Consider the following 16,764-nt stretch of genomic DNA (forward strand, 5'->3'; position numbering starts at 1 on the left):
TGACGAATATCACCCTACCCTTGTGGCTGCATCATATATTTTGGTACACGGCCATAATAAATTTGCTCCAAATAAATTATAACACCATTGAGTGCATTATTTGTATTAATCGGAATCAGCATTGTTGTAGCAGGAAGCTTTTTAGCTGCCTTTTTGTGGAGCGTTAACAAGGGCCAGTTTGAAGATGATTACACGCCATCTGTAAGAATGCTTTTTGATGATGAGCTGAAAGAAGCAGCTGCAACAGAAACTCCAATAAAAAAATAAATCAAAACAATAAAACAATCATATGCAGGTAGAAAAATTTTATTATGACAACAGGACTGTAAAAAACTTTGCATACGCTACCATTTTATGGGGAGTAGTAGGGATGCTTGCAGGTTTGTATGTAGCACTTCAACTGGTGTTTCCGGCACTTAATTTTACCCAGTACGGATCATTCGGCAGGCTGCGTCCGTTGCATACCAATGCTGTAATTTTTGCCTTTGTCGGCAACGGTATGTTTATGGGTATTTACTATTCTTTACAGCGCTTGTGTAAAGCACGTATGTTTAGTGACACCCTAAGCAAGATACATTTCTGGGGATGGCAACTGATTATTGTTGCAGCCGCTATTACCCTGCCAATGGGCATTACAGCCAGCAAAGAATATGCTGAACTGGAGTGGCCGATTGATATTGCCATCACCTTAATATGGGTGGTATTTGGCATCAACATGTTTGGTACCATTATTAAAAGAAGGGAAAAACATTTGTATGTTGCCATCTGGTTTTACATCGCCACATTTGTTACCGTAGCGGTACTGCACATTGTAAATTCAATGGAACTACCTATCAGTTTAACAAAGAGCTATTCGCTATATGCAGGCGTACAGGACGCCCTGGTACAATGGTGGTACGGTCATAACGCAGTAGCTTTCTTTTTAACAACACCTTACCTGGGTTTGATGTATTATTTTATGCCGAAGGCCGCTAACCGGCCGGTGTATTCTTACAAACTATCTATTATACATTTCTGGGCTCTGATCTTTTTATACATCTGGGCTGGTCCGCACCATTTGTTATATACTGCTTTACCTAACTGGGCGCAGTCGCTGGGTGTTGTATTCAGCGCCATGCTTATCTTTCCAAGCTGGGGAGGTATGATCAATGGCTTACTGACACTGCGTGGTGCATGGGATAAAGTGCGGGACGATGTTATTTTAAAATTCATGGTGGTAGCTGTTACAGCATATGGTATGGCCACTTTTGAAGGCCCGATGCTATCGCTTAAAAGTATCAGCGCTATCAGTCACTATACAGACTGGATTGTTGCCCACGTACACGTAGGCGCCCTGGGCTGGAACGGTATGTTAACCTTTGGTATTTTATACTGGTTAATTCCCCGGCTGTTTAATACACCATTGTACTCTAAAAAAATAGCCAACCGTCATTTCTGGCTTGGTACATTAGGTATTGTATTTTACGCTGTACCCATGTACTGGGCTGGTTTTACACAAAGCAGTATGTGGAAACAATTTACAGACGCAGGACAGTTGAAATACACTTTTCTTGAAACTGTAACTTATATGAAACCATTTTACGCCATGCGTTCTTTGGGCGGCACATTGTATTTAATTGGTGCCCTGTTTATGGTGTATAATCTTTACAAAACAGTTAGGGCAGGTAAGCTGGTTGCTGATGAAGCTGCAGAAGCCGCACCGCTGGAAAAAGAATATGTAAAACATGCAGGCGAACACTGGCACAGGGCTTTTGAAAGAAAACCTGTACAGTTTATGATTATTAGTTTGGTAGTAATACTGATTGGTGGCGCAGTAGAAATGATTCCAACATTCATGATCAAATCAAATGTACCAACCATTGCGTCTGTTAAACCTTATACCCCGCTTGAGTTACAGGGACGTGATATTTATGTAAGAGAAGGCTGTTACCTGTGTCACTCACAAATGATAAGGCCGTTCCGCAGCGAAACAGAACGCTATGGTGAATATTCAAAAGCCGGTGAATTTATTTATGATCATCCATTTCAATGGGGCAGTAAAAGAACAGGCCCCGATTTAGCAAGAGAAGGCACTGGTAATCTTAAGAAAACAAATGGCTGGCACTTCCGTCACTTCAGGGAACCCTCTTCAATGAGTGAAGGATCTATCATGCCACCTTACGCCTTTATGCTGGAACAAAACCTTGACACTTCTACTACCAAAGCGAAAATAAATGCCATGATAACACTGGGTGTGCCATACGAAAAAGGATTTGCAGATGTGGCCAATGCCAACCTGATGGAACAGGCAAAGAGTATTGCTGACAACCTGAAAACAGACAGCATCCGGGTTTCGCCCAATAAAGAAGTAATCGCCCTTATCTCCTACATACAGCGTTTGGGAAAGGATATTAGTAACGAACCAAAAAATAAATAAGCCATGTTTAAATTCATAAAACAGTATGCCGAAAAAATAGATCACGCATCTATTTACCCAATGATTTCATTGCTTATTTTTTTCTTATTCTTTGTGGTATTGCTGGTATTGGTTAAAAAAATGGATAAAGAAAGAATCAACATATTATCGAACATACCATTAGACAAAGAAGCAGCAACAACAACATCAACCATTAAATAACACCGTATGTTTTTACAAAATTTCAAATATAAAAAACTGGGCGCTACAGCAATATTTATTACTGCCAGCCTTACTATGCTGGCGCAGGATGCTGCAGCAGCCAAAACAGTCCCTTCAGAAAATAATTTGCTGGCCATTTTACTATCGGCTACAGCCATTGTATTGGCTTTCGTTATCTGGGGTATGGGCCAGGCACTGGTAGCCCTCTCCCGTCAGCTGATGGAAAAAAATAAAACCAATAAGGCTACGGCTGTTGCTTCCATGCTGGTGGTATTGTCTTTGCTGTCGCAGACTGTGCTGGCACAAACAGATGCGGCTGCTGAAAATGTAAAGGTTGTTACCAACTATGGCGGTATATCTGCCCATACCTTTTATCTGTTTGTTGGTGTAATAGCAACAGAGATAGCCGCTATCCTGTTTCTCGTATTTTCTATCAGAAGAATTTATAGTGAACTGATACCGGAAAAAGCTGCTGCAGCTGTAAAGGAATCCAAACTGGCTGCTATATGGGCTAATCTTGACAAAAAATTATTTACCAAAGCAATACCTGTTGAACAGGAAGCAGATCATTTACTGGATCATAACTATGATGGCATCCAGGAACTGGACAACGCATTGCCACCATGGTGGAAATATGGTTTCATCATCACTATTGGTTTTGCATTTGTTTACTTGTTGAATTTTCATGTATTTGGGAATGGTAAAAATCCCACCGAAGAATACCAGGCTGAAATGGAAAACGCCCAAATTGCCAAAGAAGCATACGAAGCAAAAAACAAAGACAGGATTGACGAAGCTCATGTACCAATGGCCAACGCCGCAGGTATACAAAATGGTAAAACCAATTTTTTAGCCAACTGTGTGGCTTGCCACGGAGCCAATGGTGAAGGTGGCGTAGGACCCAACCTTACCGATGACTACTGGCTGCACAAGGGATCTTTGAATGATGTATACAACACCATCAAAAAAGGATATCCTGATAAAGGAATGCAATCATGGGCAACAAAATTTAACCCCAAGGAAATGAGTGAGCTGGCAAGTTTTGTAAAAACATTACATGGCACAAAACCTGCCAACGGCAAAGCCCCGCAGGGAGATTTGTTTTCTGAAACAGCCGCGGGCAGCGACTCTGTAAAAACAACTTTGCCAGATAGTACTATTATTAAAAAATAACAATGTCTCCTGTACAAAATACGTTGCCGGTGTCCGATGAATCCTTCAGGGATTCTGTAGCTACAATTACCAAAGATGGAAAACGGAATTATATCCATCCCAAAAAACCAAAAGGCAAACTTTATAATCTACGTACCTGGTTCAGCCTGTTTTACCTGGCAGTATTTTTTAGCCTGCCGTTTATTAAGGTAAATGGCGCACCATTTTTAATGATCAACATTCTTGAACGCAAATTCATTTTGTTCGGCCTGATATTTTGGCCGCAGGACTTTTTTATTTTCGGTATCGGCATGGTGACGTTCATTGTTTTTGTGATTTTATTTACGGTAGTGTTCGGAAGAATCTTTTGCGGCTGGGCTTGCCCGCAAACAATTTTTATGGAGATGGTGTTCAGGAAGATTGAATACTGGATTGACGGTGATGCTGCGCAGCAAAAGCAACTGGCAGCAAGCGCCTGGAACGGAAAAAAAATCAGGAAAAGGGTTTTTAAATTCATTGTATTCTTCCTGATATCTTTTCTGATTGCCAATTTTTTCCTGGCCTACCTCATCAGCATGGATGAGCTGATCGCCAATATTACCAACCCGGCTGCGCATGTGGCTACGCTGATTTCGTTGCTGACATTTACTACCGTTTTCTTTTTTGTATACTGGTGGTTTAGGGAACAGGCTTGTATTGTTGTTTGCCCCTATGGCCGTTTACAGGGCGTGTTGCTCGACAGAAATTCAATCGTTGTTGCCTACGATCGTTTGAGAGGAGAGCCCCGTGGCAAGCTTTCAAAACACAAAGTGCAGCATGAAGCAGCACACGAAACCTGTAACAGCTGCAAAAGTGGTGGCTCCTGCAGCAGCACTCCTGAAGTAATTGTACCGGCAGTAACAGCAGATTGTATAGATTGCTTTGCATGCGTACGGGTTTGCCCTACAGGTATAGATATACGCAACGGCACACAACTGGAATGCATTAACTGCACAGCATGTATAGATGCCTGTGACGCTATCATGACCAGTATAAACCGGCCCACAGGTTTGGTTAGGTATGCTTCTGAAAACAGTATCACGGAAGGCGTGCAACTTAAGTTCAGCAGCAGGATAAAAGCGTACACCGCAGTACTGGCCCTGCTGATATCCTTACTGGTATTTTTACTGGCGAGCCGAACAGACCTGGATGCAAGACTGATGCGCACTTCTGGTATGACCTATACCTCTTTACCTGATGGGCGTATTGAAAACCTGTACAGTTTAAAGCTTGCCAATAAAACGCACAAGGATATTGCCATTAGTTTAAAACTGGAGAATTTGCTTGGAGACATTACCATGGTAGGCAGCAGCAACCTGGTAGTAAAACATGAAGATTACAGCAACGTGCAATTTTTTGTAAGACTTACCAGGGGCCAGGTAAAAAACTGGAAAACGCCGGTACAGATTGGATTATATGAAGGCGACAAAAAAATAAAAACAATTACTGCCAAATTTATCGGACCTGAAGTGTACGAATAAACCGCAGATCAATTAACATAAATAACATTCCTTAAAAAATAGTAACACATGAACTGGGGACATAAAATAATAATAGTGTATGCAGCATTTGTTGCCGGAATGTTATTTCTTGCTTTCAAATCATCCAGGCAAAATACGGACCTTGTAACAGAAGATTACTATGCAAAAGAATTAGTGTACCAGCAAAAGATTGATGAAGTAAAACGCACTGCCTTATTATCCGCACCTGTAACGGTATCGGTTACCAAACATGAAATTGTCATCACTTTTCCAAAAGATTTTGATACCAAAAAAATTACGGGACAAGCTGAATTGTACTGTCCTTCTGATGAAAAGAAAGATAAGATACAGGGCTTTTCAGTAACGGACAGCACTGTAAAAATGGCGTTACCTGGTAGCTATCATGGCCTGCACTATGTTAAAATAGATTGGGCTGTTGACGGGATAAATTATTATTACGAAGAGAAAATATTTATTTAAAATGGCAACAGTATTTTTTGCAGCACTTACACTGGGGATGATAGGAAGCTTTCATTGCATTGGAATGTGCGGCCCGCTGGCATTTTCATTGCCATTGAAAAACAACAGCGATTTTGCAAAATTTACCGGATCGCTACTGTATAACGGCGGAAGAATACTTACCTACAGTGGCTTAGGTATGTTGTTTGGTTTAGCAGGCAAAAGTTTTTCCCTGTTTGGTTTTCAACAATGGTTATCAGTTATTGTGGGCATTACCATTTTGTTTTTTCTTGTAGCGCCTAAAAAATGGCTGACTGCAAAAAGTACCGACACCCTTTTTGCAAAATACAATTATAAAATACGCTTTGCATTGGGACAACTCTTTTTCAAAAAAAATTACGCTTCCCTTTTTGCTATTGGTGTACTGAATGGTTTATTGCCCTGTGGCTTAATTTATATGGCCATCGCCGGAGCCATCGCTTATGCATCACCTTTTGAAAGTGCGTTTTTTATGGCCTCGTTTGGTTTGGGCACTTTACCTGTAATGTGGAGTGTGAGTTTTTTTGGAAATTATATTGGCATTGAAGTTCGCAAAAAAATACGGAGTGCTTACCCGGTATTAATGGCAATGATGGCATGTCTGTTGATTTTGCGGGGCATGGGATTAGGGATTCCGTATGTCAGCCCCTCAGCAAATCATAACGATCACCCGGTAGAAATGTGTTACCCGGCAAAAGTGGGCACAACTGCCGTTATTAAATGAATAAGTAGTGTTACATGTAATAAATTATAAAAAAGATATAATGACGGGGTCTAAGAAAACAGAGCAATTTTTACATGAAAATATAACGTGGAAACGCTTGCTCGATTTTTTTATCCAGGAGAACAGCTTCTTAAAAACCAGGTTGAGCGAAGTAGTTGACAAGGAGACAGATAAATCCCTGATAGCAGAAGCGGAACATTTTCAAACCGAATTTATCTTAAAAGACGAATACATACACGATATTGAACACGACATAAAAGACCAGGAAAAAAGTCTGAAGAATTTGCTTACCCAAAAAACGGCTCCGGATTATAAAACCTGCAAAAAGCAGGACAAGTTGCGCAACGAAATGGCTTACCTGGAAAAAGAATTTTCACACCTGAAGACGCAGTTTAATAAATACCTGCTTTCGCTGGTATAGCATTTAGTTCAATAGGGCTGCGAGCCGCTTTTCATCCAGGATGATTATGGCTCCCTCTTTAATATCAATTAATTTTTCGCTTTTAAAATCGCTGAGTGTACGTATAATGGACTCTGTGGCAGTTCCCGCTATATGAGCAAGATCTTCCCTTGAAATGTACATAGAAAAATGCCCCTGGTCGTCTTTTGTGTATTTCTTCTGCAACAGGACCAGTGCTTCGGCCACCCGCTTTCGCAATGAATTATAGGCAATGCCCACCAGCTGCTCCTCACGGTCGGTAACACTCTGGGCAAGCATTTGAATAAACTGGCGGGCTACTTCTTTATTTGCCCTTAATAACTTCTCAAAATCCTGGCGGTCTATTATAGACAGTGTTGCATCTTCTATCACCTCAGCGGCTTCCTTATAAATACCCCCTTCTAAAATAGCCGTGTACCCTACATAATCACCTTCTCCGAAAAGCCCTACCGTTAGCTCCTTCCCGTCATCATTGGTTTTAAAAGTTTTTACCTTTCCTTTTTGGATGTAAAACAATTTCACCGGGTGATTCCCTTCATCATAAATCAATCTCTTCTTTTTGTAAAAATTAATAGCGCTGTTGGTAACCAGTTCTTCCAGTGCTTTAAGGTTTCCTGCTTCCTCCACTACCGGCTGGACGGAAGCAGGATCAAATTTTTTATGCAGCAGGGCTGCTTTTTTAAGGCGGCTTTCAATAGCTGTTAACAATTCTATATCGCTAAAAGGTTTTGTAATATAATCATCAGCCCCCATTTCCATCCCCTTTCTAAAATCTCCCCGCTCGGATTTTGCGGTTAAAAAAATAAAAGGAATATTTTTTAAACTTTCATTTTTGCGTAACAAATGCAATACGCCATAGCCATCCAATACAGGCATCATGATATCACAGATAATCAGGTCTGGAATATTTCCCAACGCCATTTCAACGCCCTGTTTGCCATTAGCCGCAGTATCTACCTTATAATTTGCCAGCTCAAGAATCTCAGCTGTATTTTCTCTTATCTCGTCATTGTCTTCTATCAGTAGTACTCGGCGCATAGTAAGTTTAAGATTTAGTCAATGCAAGATAAAGAGTTATGTCAAATTTGCAGCATTCACGTCAAAAGAAATACAAAAGGAAGTGCCTTTTTCCAACTCACTTTTACATTCAATATTTCCGTTCATCAGTTCAACATACTTTTCAACAATATGCAGTCCCAAACCGGTTCCCTGGATATTGGTTGCATTGGTTCCCCGGAAAAAACGTTCAAATAAATGAATTTTATCTTCCTGCGAAATACCAATACCACTATCCGTAACTTCCAGCAACAACTGCTTTTCAGTCAGTTCACTATTTACCCTTATAAGGCCTTTTTCAGGGGTGAATTTTATTGCATTGGATAGCAAATTGATCAGCACATTTCGCAACAGGGAAGGGTCCAGTACCAGGGTTTCGTTACCCTGGTGCTGGTAAATAATTTGTTGACCGGTTTTTACAATACCCCGCATTTCGCTGCATATAGAACCGATGAGATCTTTGATATTAAACTGAGAATAATGCGCAGCCAGTTTACCGTCTTCAATTTTACCTATGGAGAGGAAATCGTTTAAGATATCAGTCAGGTTGCTTACCGCCGATTTGATACGGTTGATGTGTTTGTCCCGTTTATCCTGCTCGTCTTCTTTTACATATTTTGACACCAGTGATGCTGATGAAAGAATGGTGCTTAGCGGCGTACGAAACTCATGCGATGCCATGGACACAAACCTGCTTTTAAGATCGCCCAGTTCTTTTTCCTTACTAAGCGACTTCATTAATTCTTCTTTCGAAACTTCCAGCTCATTCAGTGTTTCCTGCAACTGGCTTGTGCGCAATACTACCTGCTGTTCCAGGTCATTGTTAAATTCCTCTATCTTTTTATTGATCAATGCCAGCTGCTCTTTTTGGTGAATGGTGGCATTTTCTATTTCCTTTCTTTTGGTAATATCACTTATAAATGCAATTACAAAAGACTCTCCGGCGGCCTCGTAATTATTTAAACTCACTTCCACCGGAAACTCTGAGCCGTCTTTTCTCGCTGCAAATAAATCCATCCCGATTCCCATGGGCCTCCTTTCCGGCTGGGCTATGTATTCATTCCTGTCGTGCACATGCGTAGCGTGAAAACGCTTTGGAATAAGAATTTCCATTGTTTTACCTATCACCTCCGAAGAGTTGCTGTAACCGAATTGTGAAAGCAGGAATGAATTGGCAAGGATAATTTCGCCCCGCTGGTTTACCACCAATATGCCCAGCGAGGCATACTCAAAAAGCGCTTCAAACTTAATTTTTTCTACTGCTAACTTAAGGTCATCAACGGCCATGGAACTGATTATTTGTGCAAAATTAATCTATCCTTTTCTCACAGGGTTAGAAAATAAAAATGCAATGATCATAATCCAGAATAATAATCATATCCCTTTTCATACCAGTAATCTTTCGGTCTGCTGTTACTGAAAAAGATTGTGCCGATCCTTTTTAAATGTTTGATCCCGTACTTCACAGGAATAATCAGGCGCAGGGGGTAACCCTGGTTCATTGGCAAAGGTTTGCCATTCATTTCGTAACAAAGTATAGTTTGCGGATGTAAAATGCTTTTTGTATCGATGCCTACATAATACTTTTTATCCGGGGTATTAAGACCTACATACTGCATAGCACTTTGGTCTGAAAGATTGTACTTCTTTACAAAATCACTGAATTTAACACCGCCCCAATGCGTTACCTGGCTCCAGCCTTCAATACATTTAAAATCAAAGATGATATCCGTTTTAGGCATTGCCTTTATTTCGTCCAGCGTAATAAATAATGTATCACCAGGGGATTTTACCACCTGCAGTTTCCATGCGGCGGCATCAAAGTCATCACCCAAACCGTCATCGCCATTCACCCTTACTTTTGGTGCAGCGTAATAAATCGGGTAAGTTTTGCTGATGTTACCGGGGCTGTAAATAAAATTGCTGAACAACTTTTCATTACCATTCAGCACTGCACGCAAAGGCTGGGGTACGCTGTTATCTTCCGGCTGATGATTCAGCCAGCGCCAACCCGCAATCGCTGCAGCTATCAGTAAAAAGAAAACCGCGAAAGCACCAATGGTTCTGTTGCGCACATATTTGGCAGAAACTACTTTTTCACTTTTGTTTGTCATAACATTAAACGGTTTGTGTTGATACTGATGGCGGCTCTTCTGTTGATTTCTCGTCTGTTGCCTGCATCTTGGGTAAGTCACCAACCACATCAAAGCCTGTCACCATGGACCTGAAATTGTTCCAGCCTGCCAGCAATACCTGCACGATGTGCACCATAAAAAAAAGCGTAAATAAAATAGTGAGGGTAAAATGTTCTATGCGTGCCCACTCGTACCCACCCAGCATAGCGCAGAGCGTTTTAAATTGAACGGGTTTATAAATCGCCAGCCCGGTAATCAGTGAGCCCAGGCCCATAACAACAACTGAGGTATAGGCCACCCGTTGTGCGGCATTGTATTTTTTTTGTGGCGGCAACCCTTTGCGGATATGTAAATCATGAAGCACTACCTGCCAGCTTTCTTTCAGTGATTTTTTATTGGGGAAGATTAGCTTCCACTCGCCGGAAAAAAACAGGTAACAAACATACAGCAAACCATTGATGGCAAAAAGCCACATAAATACAAAATGAAAACTCATCCCCTCGGCCAGGCGAAAAGGAATATTAAGCGCCTTGTTAAATGAGTCAGGAAAAAATTTAAGTACAGTTGTGTTACCCCATCCGACACGATATACGTCGTTCGCCCAATAAATTAATAAGCCGCTCCAGATCATAACAGCCAGCACAGGAAAATTAATCCAGTGGAACCAGCGAATGGCCAGCGGATGCTTTTGTACAATTCTTTTCATCTTATACAATGTAAGATAATTCAGCGATTTTTTTATTTACCTTTCACACGTTGAGACATTTTATTTTTATTGATAGCTCATAAACCCTGAAAGTTTATTCACCTCCGGAAACATTTTGGCAAGCATGGAGTTGAGACTTCTTGTAATCTTACAGCTTAGTAAGCAATGTTGGAAAACCTCACCTTCAATATGGTCTGAGTTATTTTTTTGTAAAATTTAATGCAACAGAATTGATACAGTAACGCAAACCTGTGGGTTTGGGGCCATCGTTAAATACATGCCCTAAATGTGCACCACACCTGCTGCAGGTAACTTTTGTACGATCCATTCCGTAAGTATTATCCGACTCATCCAAAATGCTGGCTTTGCTGACCGGCTGGTAAAAGCTGGGCCAGCCGGTACCGCTTTCAAACTTGGTATCACTGCTGAAAAGTTCCTGCCCGCAGCAGATACAACTATAAGTTCCTTTGTCATGATTGTCCCAGTATTTACCGGTAAAAGCCTGTTCTGTTCCCTCTTTGCGGGTAACGGCATAGGCAGTCGAACTCAACTGCTTTTTCCACTCTTCATCTGTTTTTGTAACGGCAAATTTTTTACCTGCGGATGTATTGTTGGTTTTTGTCTGGGCATTGCAGGCGGTGAACAAAAATGCGATGGCAACAATAAATATGTTCTTCATAATAAAATGGTTATAAATTTATAAAAGATACGAAAGAAGCGCTTGCTTGGTTGAGTATAAAACAAACGTTTAACATTTTTAACAAAATAAAGTTTCAAATGTTATTTTCATAACTAAATTCTAAAATTATGGGAGTGTGGAACCAGGTTGCGCAATACTTGTACCTGAAGAAAAAAGATCCGGATGCGCCGAAAAATTTTTCAGTAAAGTTTATGCACGGTATTAACCGGATATCTATCCTGCTGTTTTTGCTGGCTATGATTATACTGGCATTTAAATTATTGCGGCATTAGGTAAGTGTAAATACTTTTTGCCGCATTCGCGGAAGCATTACCACCCTTACTGAGTAAGGATTTTAGCGAGGTATAATCTTTCTGCAGCTGCTGTTTTTTCGTCGTGTCTGATAAAATCTTTTTTAATTCTGTTGTTATATTCGTTACGGTAAGTTCGTCCTGGATCAGTTCCCTGACCACTTCTTTATTCATGATAAGATTAACCAGGCAGATGTATTTTATTTTGATCAGCCACTTTGCTATTTGAAAAGAAACGGCGCTGCCTTTATAGCAAACTACTTCCGGCACTTCAAATAAGGCTGTCTCTAAAGTGGCGGTTCCACTGGTAACCAACGCTGCTTTTGCAACGCTCAGTAATTCATATGTTTTATTTACTACTGATGACACATTTTTATAAGGGGCCAGCAAATCATGATAAAAGCCTTCTTCCAGGCCGGGCGCTTTAGCCACCACAAAATGATAATCGGGAAAGTCTGCCGCAACCTGCAGCATGATGGGTAGCTTTTTTAAAATCTCCTGCTTACGGCTGCCTGGTAAAAGCGCAATAATATTAACACCTTTATTTGGAAAGGAAGCGGCCTTATAAACACTGGCTTCAGCAGCATGTTGCACCTTAAACTCATCTATCACTTGCACAAGGGGATGGCCAACATACTCAACTTCATAATTCCATTTTTTATAAAATTCTTTTTCAAATGGCAATATGACAAGCATTTTATCTACCGATTTTTTTATGCCTTTAACCCTGCTCTCCTTCCATGCCCATACTTGCGGAGAAATGTAATAGATCACGTTGATGCCCTGTTTTTTGGCCCATTCAGCAATGCGCAAATTAAATCCGGGATAGTCAATCAATATCAGCGCATCCGGCTTAAAGGCAAGAATATCCTTCTTGCAAAAATCCAAATTCTTAAAAATGGTAGGCAGGTTTTTAATAACTTCTGCAAAGCCCATAAAAGCCAGGTCCCTGTAATGCTTTACCAGCCTGGCTCCTGCGGCTTCCATCTTATTGCCACCCCAACAGCGAATACTGGCTTTGCTATCCAGCAGCAGTAATTCTTTTATAAGATTACTGCCATGCAGATCGCCGCTTGCTTCGCCCGCTATAATGTAGTATTGCATAGTTGTGAAATTCTGTTGCAAATTAACCTATAGCATTTACAAAAAAACTGATTCCTCAATTAAGCAACCATATTTTATACACGTTATTTTATGGAGATAAACCGTTTCATCGAAATAAAAAAACCCGGTCACAAATGTGATCCGGGTCATTTACGATTGCTTGCCAGCTATTTTAAAAATCTTACCCCTAAGGGATAAAGATTCAGGTTGTTTATCTTAAGAACAACATTTCCCTGTACTTAGGCAATGTCCAGTAAGCATCATCAACCAGCAATTCCAGTTTATCTACATGATAACGGATTTCGTCAAAATGCCTTCCTTTGATATCATCGCAGTAAGCAATGGCTTTATCCCTGGTATCTGTAATTTTATTGGCTTTTTTTCTTGCTTCGATCATATCTCTTACGCTGGTGCTCATCGCGTTGATATGATTGCTGATTTCTTCCAGGATACTTAGCTGGTTGGAGTAAGAAGCAGGAGGTAAACCAGCAGCCTTTAAGCCGTTAATATTTTCAATCAATATATTCTGGTATTTTACCGACGATGGCAAAATTACTGAAGTAGCCAGCTCACCCATTGTTCTTGCTTCAATCTGTACTTTTTTAATGTACGCTTCCAGCATTATTTCGTGGCGTGCTTCCAGTTCAGCATGCGTGTATATTTCGTTGCTTGCAAACAGGTTTTTTGATAAATCTGTAAGGTAGGCATCCAGCGCAAGCGGAGTAGTTTTTACATTTGGTAAACCTCTCCTTTCAGCTTCTGCAGCCCATTCGTCGCTGTAACCGTCGCCTTCAAACAATACAGTTTTACTTTCAACAATGTATTTTTGAATTACCTGCATGATGGCGATTTCTTTCTTATCACCTTTTTCGATATGTGCATCAACATCTTTTTTAAACTGCTTCAATGTTTCAGCAACAATTGAATTTAAAACAGTCATGGCGTTGGCACAGTTGGCCGCAGAACCTACCGCACGAAACTCAAACTTATTACCGGTAAAGGCAAAAGGAGAAGTACGGTTTCTGTCGGTGTTATCCAGCATCAGTTCCGGAATCGTTTTATGAATATCCAGTTTCAGCATAGCCTCATCCTGTTCATCAAACTTACCACCAACACGAGTTTCAACCTGGTTCAATACTTCAGTTAAGTATTTACCAATGAATATAGAAATGATTGCTGGTGGTGCTTCGTTGGCGCCCAAACGATGGTCGTTACCTGCGCTTGCAATTGATGCTCTTAATAATGCAGCATAGTCATGTACCGCTTTAATGGTGTTAACGAAGAACGTTAAAAACATCAGGTTGGTTTTTGGAGTTTTACCGGGTGCTAATAAGTTAACACCGGTATCAGTCGCAATGCTCCAGTTATTGTGTTTACCACTACCGTTGATACCGGCAAATGGCTTTTCGTGCAACAATACAATCAGGCCATGACGTTTAGCTACCCTTGTCATCACATCCATCAATAACGTGTTGTGATCAACCGCCAGGTTAGCTTCTTCAAAAATAGGCGCACACTCAAATTGTGAAGGCGCAACCTCATTGTGACGTGTACGTAATGGAATTCCTAATTTATAAGACTCCTGTTCGTAATCTCTCATGAAGGCATAAATCCTTTCAGGAATAGCTCCGAAATAATGATCCTCCAGCTGCTGTCCTTTTGCAGGTGCATGGCCGAAAACAGTACGACCTGTCATTACGATGTCAGGGCGGGCATTTACCATGCCCGCGTCAATTACAAAATATTCCTGTTCCCATCCTAATGTAGCGGTTACCTTAGTTACGTTTTTATCAAAATACTGACAAACATCAACAGCAGCTTTATCCAAGGCTACCAAAGCTTTAATCAACGGGGTTTTAGCATCCAGTGATTCGCCTGTATAACTAACGAAAATTGTAGGAATGCACAATGTTTTACCATTGCCGATCTCCATAATGAATGGTGGTGAAGATGGATCCCATGCAGTATAACCACGGGCTTCAAAAGTAGCCCTTAAACCACCTGATGGAAAAGAAGATGCATCTGGCTCCTGCTGAATTAAAGCGGCACCTTCAAATTCTTCGATGGGTGTACCATCGCCTTTCAATGTAAAAAACGAGTCATGTTTTTCTGCAGAAAGATCTGTTAATGGCTGAAACCAGTGTGTGTAGTGGGTAACACCTTTGCTTTCTGCCCAGGCTCTTAAACCGTTCGCAATCTGGCTCCCCATATTACGATCAATTTTTTTACCGCTTTTTATAGAAGCCAGTAAACTTTTGTATGCTTCATCGCTCAAAAACTGGCGGGCAGTTTTATGAGTAAATACATTTTCACCGAAAATTCCGGTAATTTTTGTAGATGCTTTTACAGTAACATCCTGGCCCGTTGCCAAATTGTCAATTGCTTTAAAACGAAGTGATTGCATTATTTTTTAGATTTAGAACCTGCAAAATAGGCTTTAAATTCGAAATACGTGAACCAGACCTCAAAAACTTTAGATTTTTTATCAAAAAAATGCAAAAAACAAAATATGCAATTATTTCAATATTTGAAATGAACTTCTGATTTTAACCCAGTCTATGTCGCAGATAAGAGGGGTTAATATAAAAGGAAGGAAAGTGGACCGGTATCGGACAATGGCGCCAATTACCGGGATGGTGTATCCAATAATAAGCAATACTGAAAACCCGAAAAAATATCCAAAAAAGATAAAAGGATCTTTGTCAATTGTTTTATTTCTATAAAAAATAAATAACAGTACTAGTAACTGATAGCAAAAAAGCTCTATCGCCAAAGGAATTAACGAACCGGATAAATGAATGTCCGAAAAAGCTGGCCTCAGCAATACGTGATTCAATGCCTGCGGACTATTTAGGAGGAATCCCCTGAAGTTGGGCGGAAGTGAATCTACTTTAATATAAGTAGCCGCTGCGGGAAGATGGTTAAAAGCCCATTGCTTATTGGTTACTTTTTCAGGCAAATTTAAAGCTGGTGCCAGCAAGCCTGCACTAAAAAAGAGGATGGCCCCTGCTATATAAATAATAATAAAGGTTTTCAGCGCAGGGTATTTTTTAACTACGCAAACAATCCAGGCAAAAGCGGCCGGTAAAAAAGCCAGCAAAACATAATTACGCTGCAAAAACATCAGGATAAGGGCCAAAAAAATGTACAATACCCTCTTCAAAGTAAATCCTGATATATGTATCGCCTGGTAAATATTGAAAACAGCTATACCAATCGTAGCCAGTATGATACCATCCTTGTGAATAGTGCTGCTAAAAAATAATAGGGAGGGTAGTAAAAAACAGGTAACTACCAATAGATATTGTCTGCCGGGATAAACAGTGTTAAAAACGCGGTACAATCCTATTGCACCAAAAAAGATAGCAGCGTTATAAAAAATTACATTTACATAATAATAACCAAAGGTAAAAATATCGCAGACAGATAAAAATTTAATGATGAGGTTACTGGTCAAATCATTCCAGTAAGAATTTGTTGAGCTAAACATGCCAGCATACCCAGTACTGTAGCCCGATTGAAACATGTTGGTAAAATACTCGCCGGGATGTGTAAAAAGCAGGTGATATTCCAGCAGGCCCTCTTTATGAAATATAGCCGTATCAGCTACGCTGCTAATACCCAACAGTATCCAGGCATGCACACAACCCGTTACTACTTTCAGAATAAATAAACTGATTATAATTTTTGCAGACAGCCCGGAATTAAGAATGAAACGGCTTTTGGTTAACAGCCATGAAAAAAGCAGCAGATAAATTAAAAATAAAACATAGCTCAACCCTTCATTTTTTTAATGTGGGAAGTTAGTTAAAATAATAAATAT

At 40.4% G+C, this 16,764-nt stretch carries 17 protein-coding genes; 9 read left to right on the forward strand and 8 right to left on the reverse strand.

Annotated features, from left to right (window positions below; genetic code table 11):
* The first annotated feature begins 87 nt into the window (after positions 1 to 87).
* From ccoS to JWR61_RS01425, 8 genes are read left to right on the forward strand one after another with little or no spacing between them, the layout of a single operon-like run.
* Positions 88 to 267 carry a cbb3-type cytochrome oxidase assembly protein CcoS gene (gene ccoS, locus JWR61_RS01390; protein ID WP_290336919.1) on the forward strand — a complete coding sequence of 60 codons (180 nt, stop codon included), beginning with the start codon at positions 88 to 90 and terminating at the stop codon, positions 265 to 267.
* 22 nt (positions 268 to 289) lie between these two features.
* Entirely contained in the window at positions 290 to 2,416 is a 2,127-nt protein-coding gene (gene ccoN / locus JWR61_RS01395; RefSeq protein ID WP_301926082.1) for a cytochrome-c oxidase, cbb3-type subunit I, read from the forward strand.
* Positions 2,417 to 2,419: 3 nt separating this feature from the next.
* Entirely contained in the window at positions 2,420 to 2,617 is a 198-nt protein-coding gene (locus JWR61_RS01400) for a CcoQ/FixQ family Cbb3-type cytochrome c oxidase assembly chaperone (protein ID WP_301926083.1), read from the forward strand.
* A gap of 6 nt (positions 2,618 to 2,623) precedes the next feature.
* Complete coding sequence (locus tag JWR61_RS01405) at positions 2,624 to 3,790, forward strand: cbb3-type cytochrome c oxidase N-terminal domain-containing protein (protein WP_301926084.1); 1,167 nt, start codon at positions 2,624 to 2,626, stop codon at positions 3,788 to 3,790.
* A gap of 2 nt (positions 3,791 to 3,792) precedes the next feature.
* Entirely contained in the window at positions 3,793 to 5,289 is a 1,497-nt protein-coding gene (gene ccoG / locus JWR61_RS01410) for a cytochrome c oxidase accessory protein CcoG (RefSeq protein WP_301926085.1), read from the forward strand.
* Between the two features lie 48 nt (positions 5,290 to 5,337).
* Positions 5,338 to 5,769 (forward strand): FixH family protein, encoded by a 432-nt coding sequence (locus JWR61_RS01415; protein ID WP_301926086.1) that lies wholly within the window; start codon positions 5,338 to 5,340, stop codon positions 5,767 to 5,769.
* A gap of 1 nt (position 5,770) precedes the next feature.
* Positions 5,771 to 6,511 carry a sulfite exporter TauE/SafE family protein gene (locus JWR61_RS01420; protein ID WP_301926087.1) on the forward strand — a complete coding sequence of 247 codons (741 nt, stop codon included), beginning with the start codon at positions 5,771 to 5,773 and terminating at the stop codon, positions 6,509 to 6,511.
* A 40-nt stretch (positions 6,512 to 6,551) separates the two neighbouring features.
* Complete coding sequence (locus JWR61_RS01425) at positions 6,552 to 6,932, forward strand: hypothetical protein (RefSeq protein ID WP_290336928.1); 381 nt, start codon at positions 6,552 to 6,554, stop codon at positions 6,930 to 6,932.
* Between the two features lie 3 nt (positions 6,933 to 6,935).
* Here JWR61_RS01425 and JWR61_RS01430 read toward each other — a convergent pair whose 3' ends face one another.
* The 5 genes from JWR61_RS01430 to msrB form a co-directional block, all read right to left on the reverse strand.
* Complete coding sequence (locus JWR61_RS01430; protein ID WP_301926088.1) at positions 6,936 to 7,988, reverse strand: response regulator; 1,053 nt, start codon at positions 7,986 to 7,988, stop codon at positions 6,936 to 6,938.
* A gap of 36 nt (positions 7,989 to 8,024) precedes the next feature.
* Positions 8,025 to 9,293 (reverse strand): PAS domain-containing sensor histidine kinase, encoded by a 1,269-nt coding sequence (locus tag JWR61_RS01435; RefSeq protein ID WP_301926089.1) that lies wholly within the window; start codon positions 9,291 to 9,293, stop codon positions 8,025 to 8,027.
* Between the two features lie 68 nt (positions 9,294 to 9,361).
* Positions 9,362 to 10,120 carry a molybdopterin-dependent oxidoreductase gene (locus tag JWR61_RS01440; protein WP_301926090.1) on the reverse strand — a complete coding sequence of 253 codons (759 nt, stop codon included), beginning with the start codon at positions 10,118 to 10,120 and terminating at the stop codon, positions 9,362 to 9,364.
* A gap of 4 nt (positions 10,121 to 10,124) precedes the next feature.
* Entirely contained in the window at positions 10,125 to 10,847 is a 723-nt protein-coding gene (locus JWR61_RS01445) for a cytochrome b/b6 domain-containing protein (RefSeq protein ID WP_301926091.1), read from the reverse strand.
* A gap of 199 nt (positions 10,848 to 11,046) precedes the next feature.
* The gene (gene msrB, locus JWR61_RS01450) at positions 11,047 to 11,526 is read right to left on the reverse strand and encodes a peptide-methionine (R)-S-oxide reductase MsrB (protein WP_301926092.1); all 480 of its coding nucleotides are present in this window, start codon (positions 11,524 to 11,526) and stop codon (positions 11,047 to 11,049) included.
* 128 nt (positions 11,527 to 11,654) lie between these two features.
* Here msrB and JWR61_RS01455 point away from each other — a divergent pair, with 128 nt between their 5' ends.
* A complete protein-coding gene (locus JWR61_RS01455) occupies positions 11,655 to 11,819 on the forward strand; it encodes a DUF6728 family protein (protein WP_301926093.1) in 165 nt (54 codons plus the stop codon).
* Here JWR61_RS01455 and lpxB read toward each other — a convergent pair.
* The 3 genes from lpxB to JWR61_RS01470 form a co-directional block, all read right to left on the reverse strand.
* Positions 11,805 to 12,941 carry a lipid-A-disaccharide synthase gene (gene lpxB / locus JWR61_RS01460; protein ID WP_301926094.1) on the reverse strand — a complete coding sequence of 379 codons (1,137 nt, stop codon included), beginning with the start codon at positions 12,939 to 12,941 and terminating at the stop codon, positions 11,805 to 11,807. The two genes, JWR61_RS01455 and lpxB, sit on opposite strands and share 15 nt — an antisense overlap.
* A gap of 211 nt (positions 12,942 to 13,152) precedes the next feature.
* A complete protein-coding gene (locus JWR61_RS01465; protein WP_290336943.1) occupies positions 13,153 to 15,345 on the reverse strand; it encodes a glutamine synthetase III in 2,193 nt (730 codons plus the stop codon).
* Between the two features lie 111 nt (positions 15,346 to 15,456).
* Complete coding sequence (locus tag JWR61_RS01470; RefSeq protein WP_301926095.1) at positions 15,457 to 16,719, reverse strand: hypothetical protein; 1,263 nt, start codon at positions 16,717 to 16,719, stop codon at positions 15,457 to 15,459.
* Positions 16,720 to 16,764 lie beyond the last annotated feature (45 nt).

The organism is Ferruginibacter sp., from assembly GCF_028288465.1.
GTDB lineage: Bacteria > Bacteroidota > Bacteroidia > Chitinophagales > Chitinophagaceae > Ferruginibacter.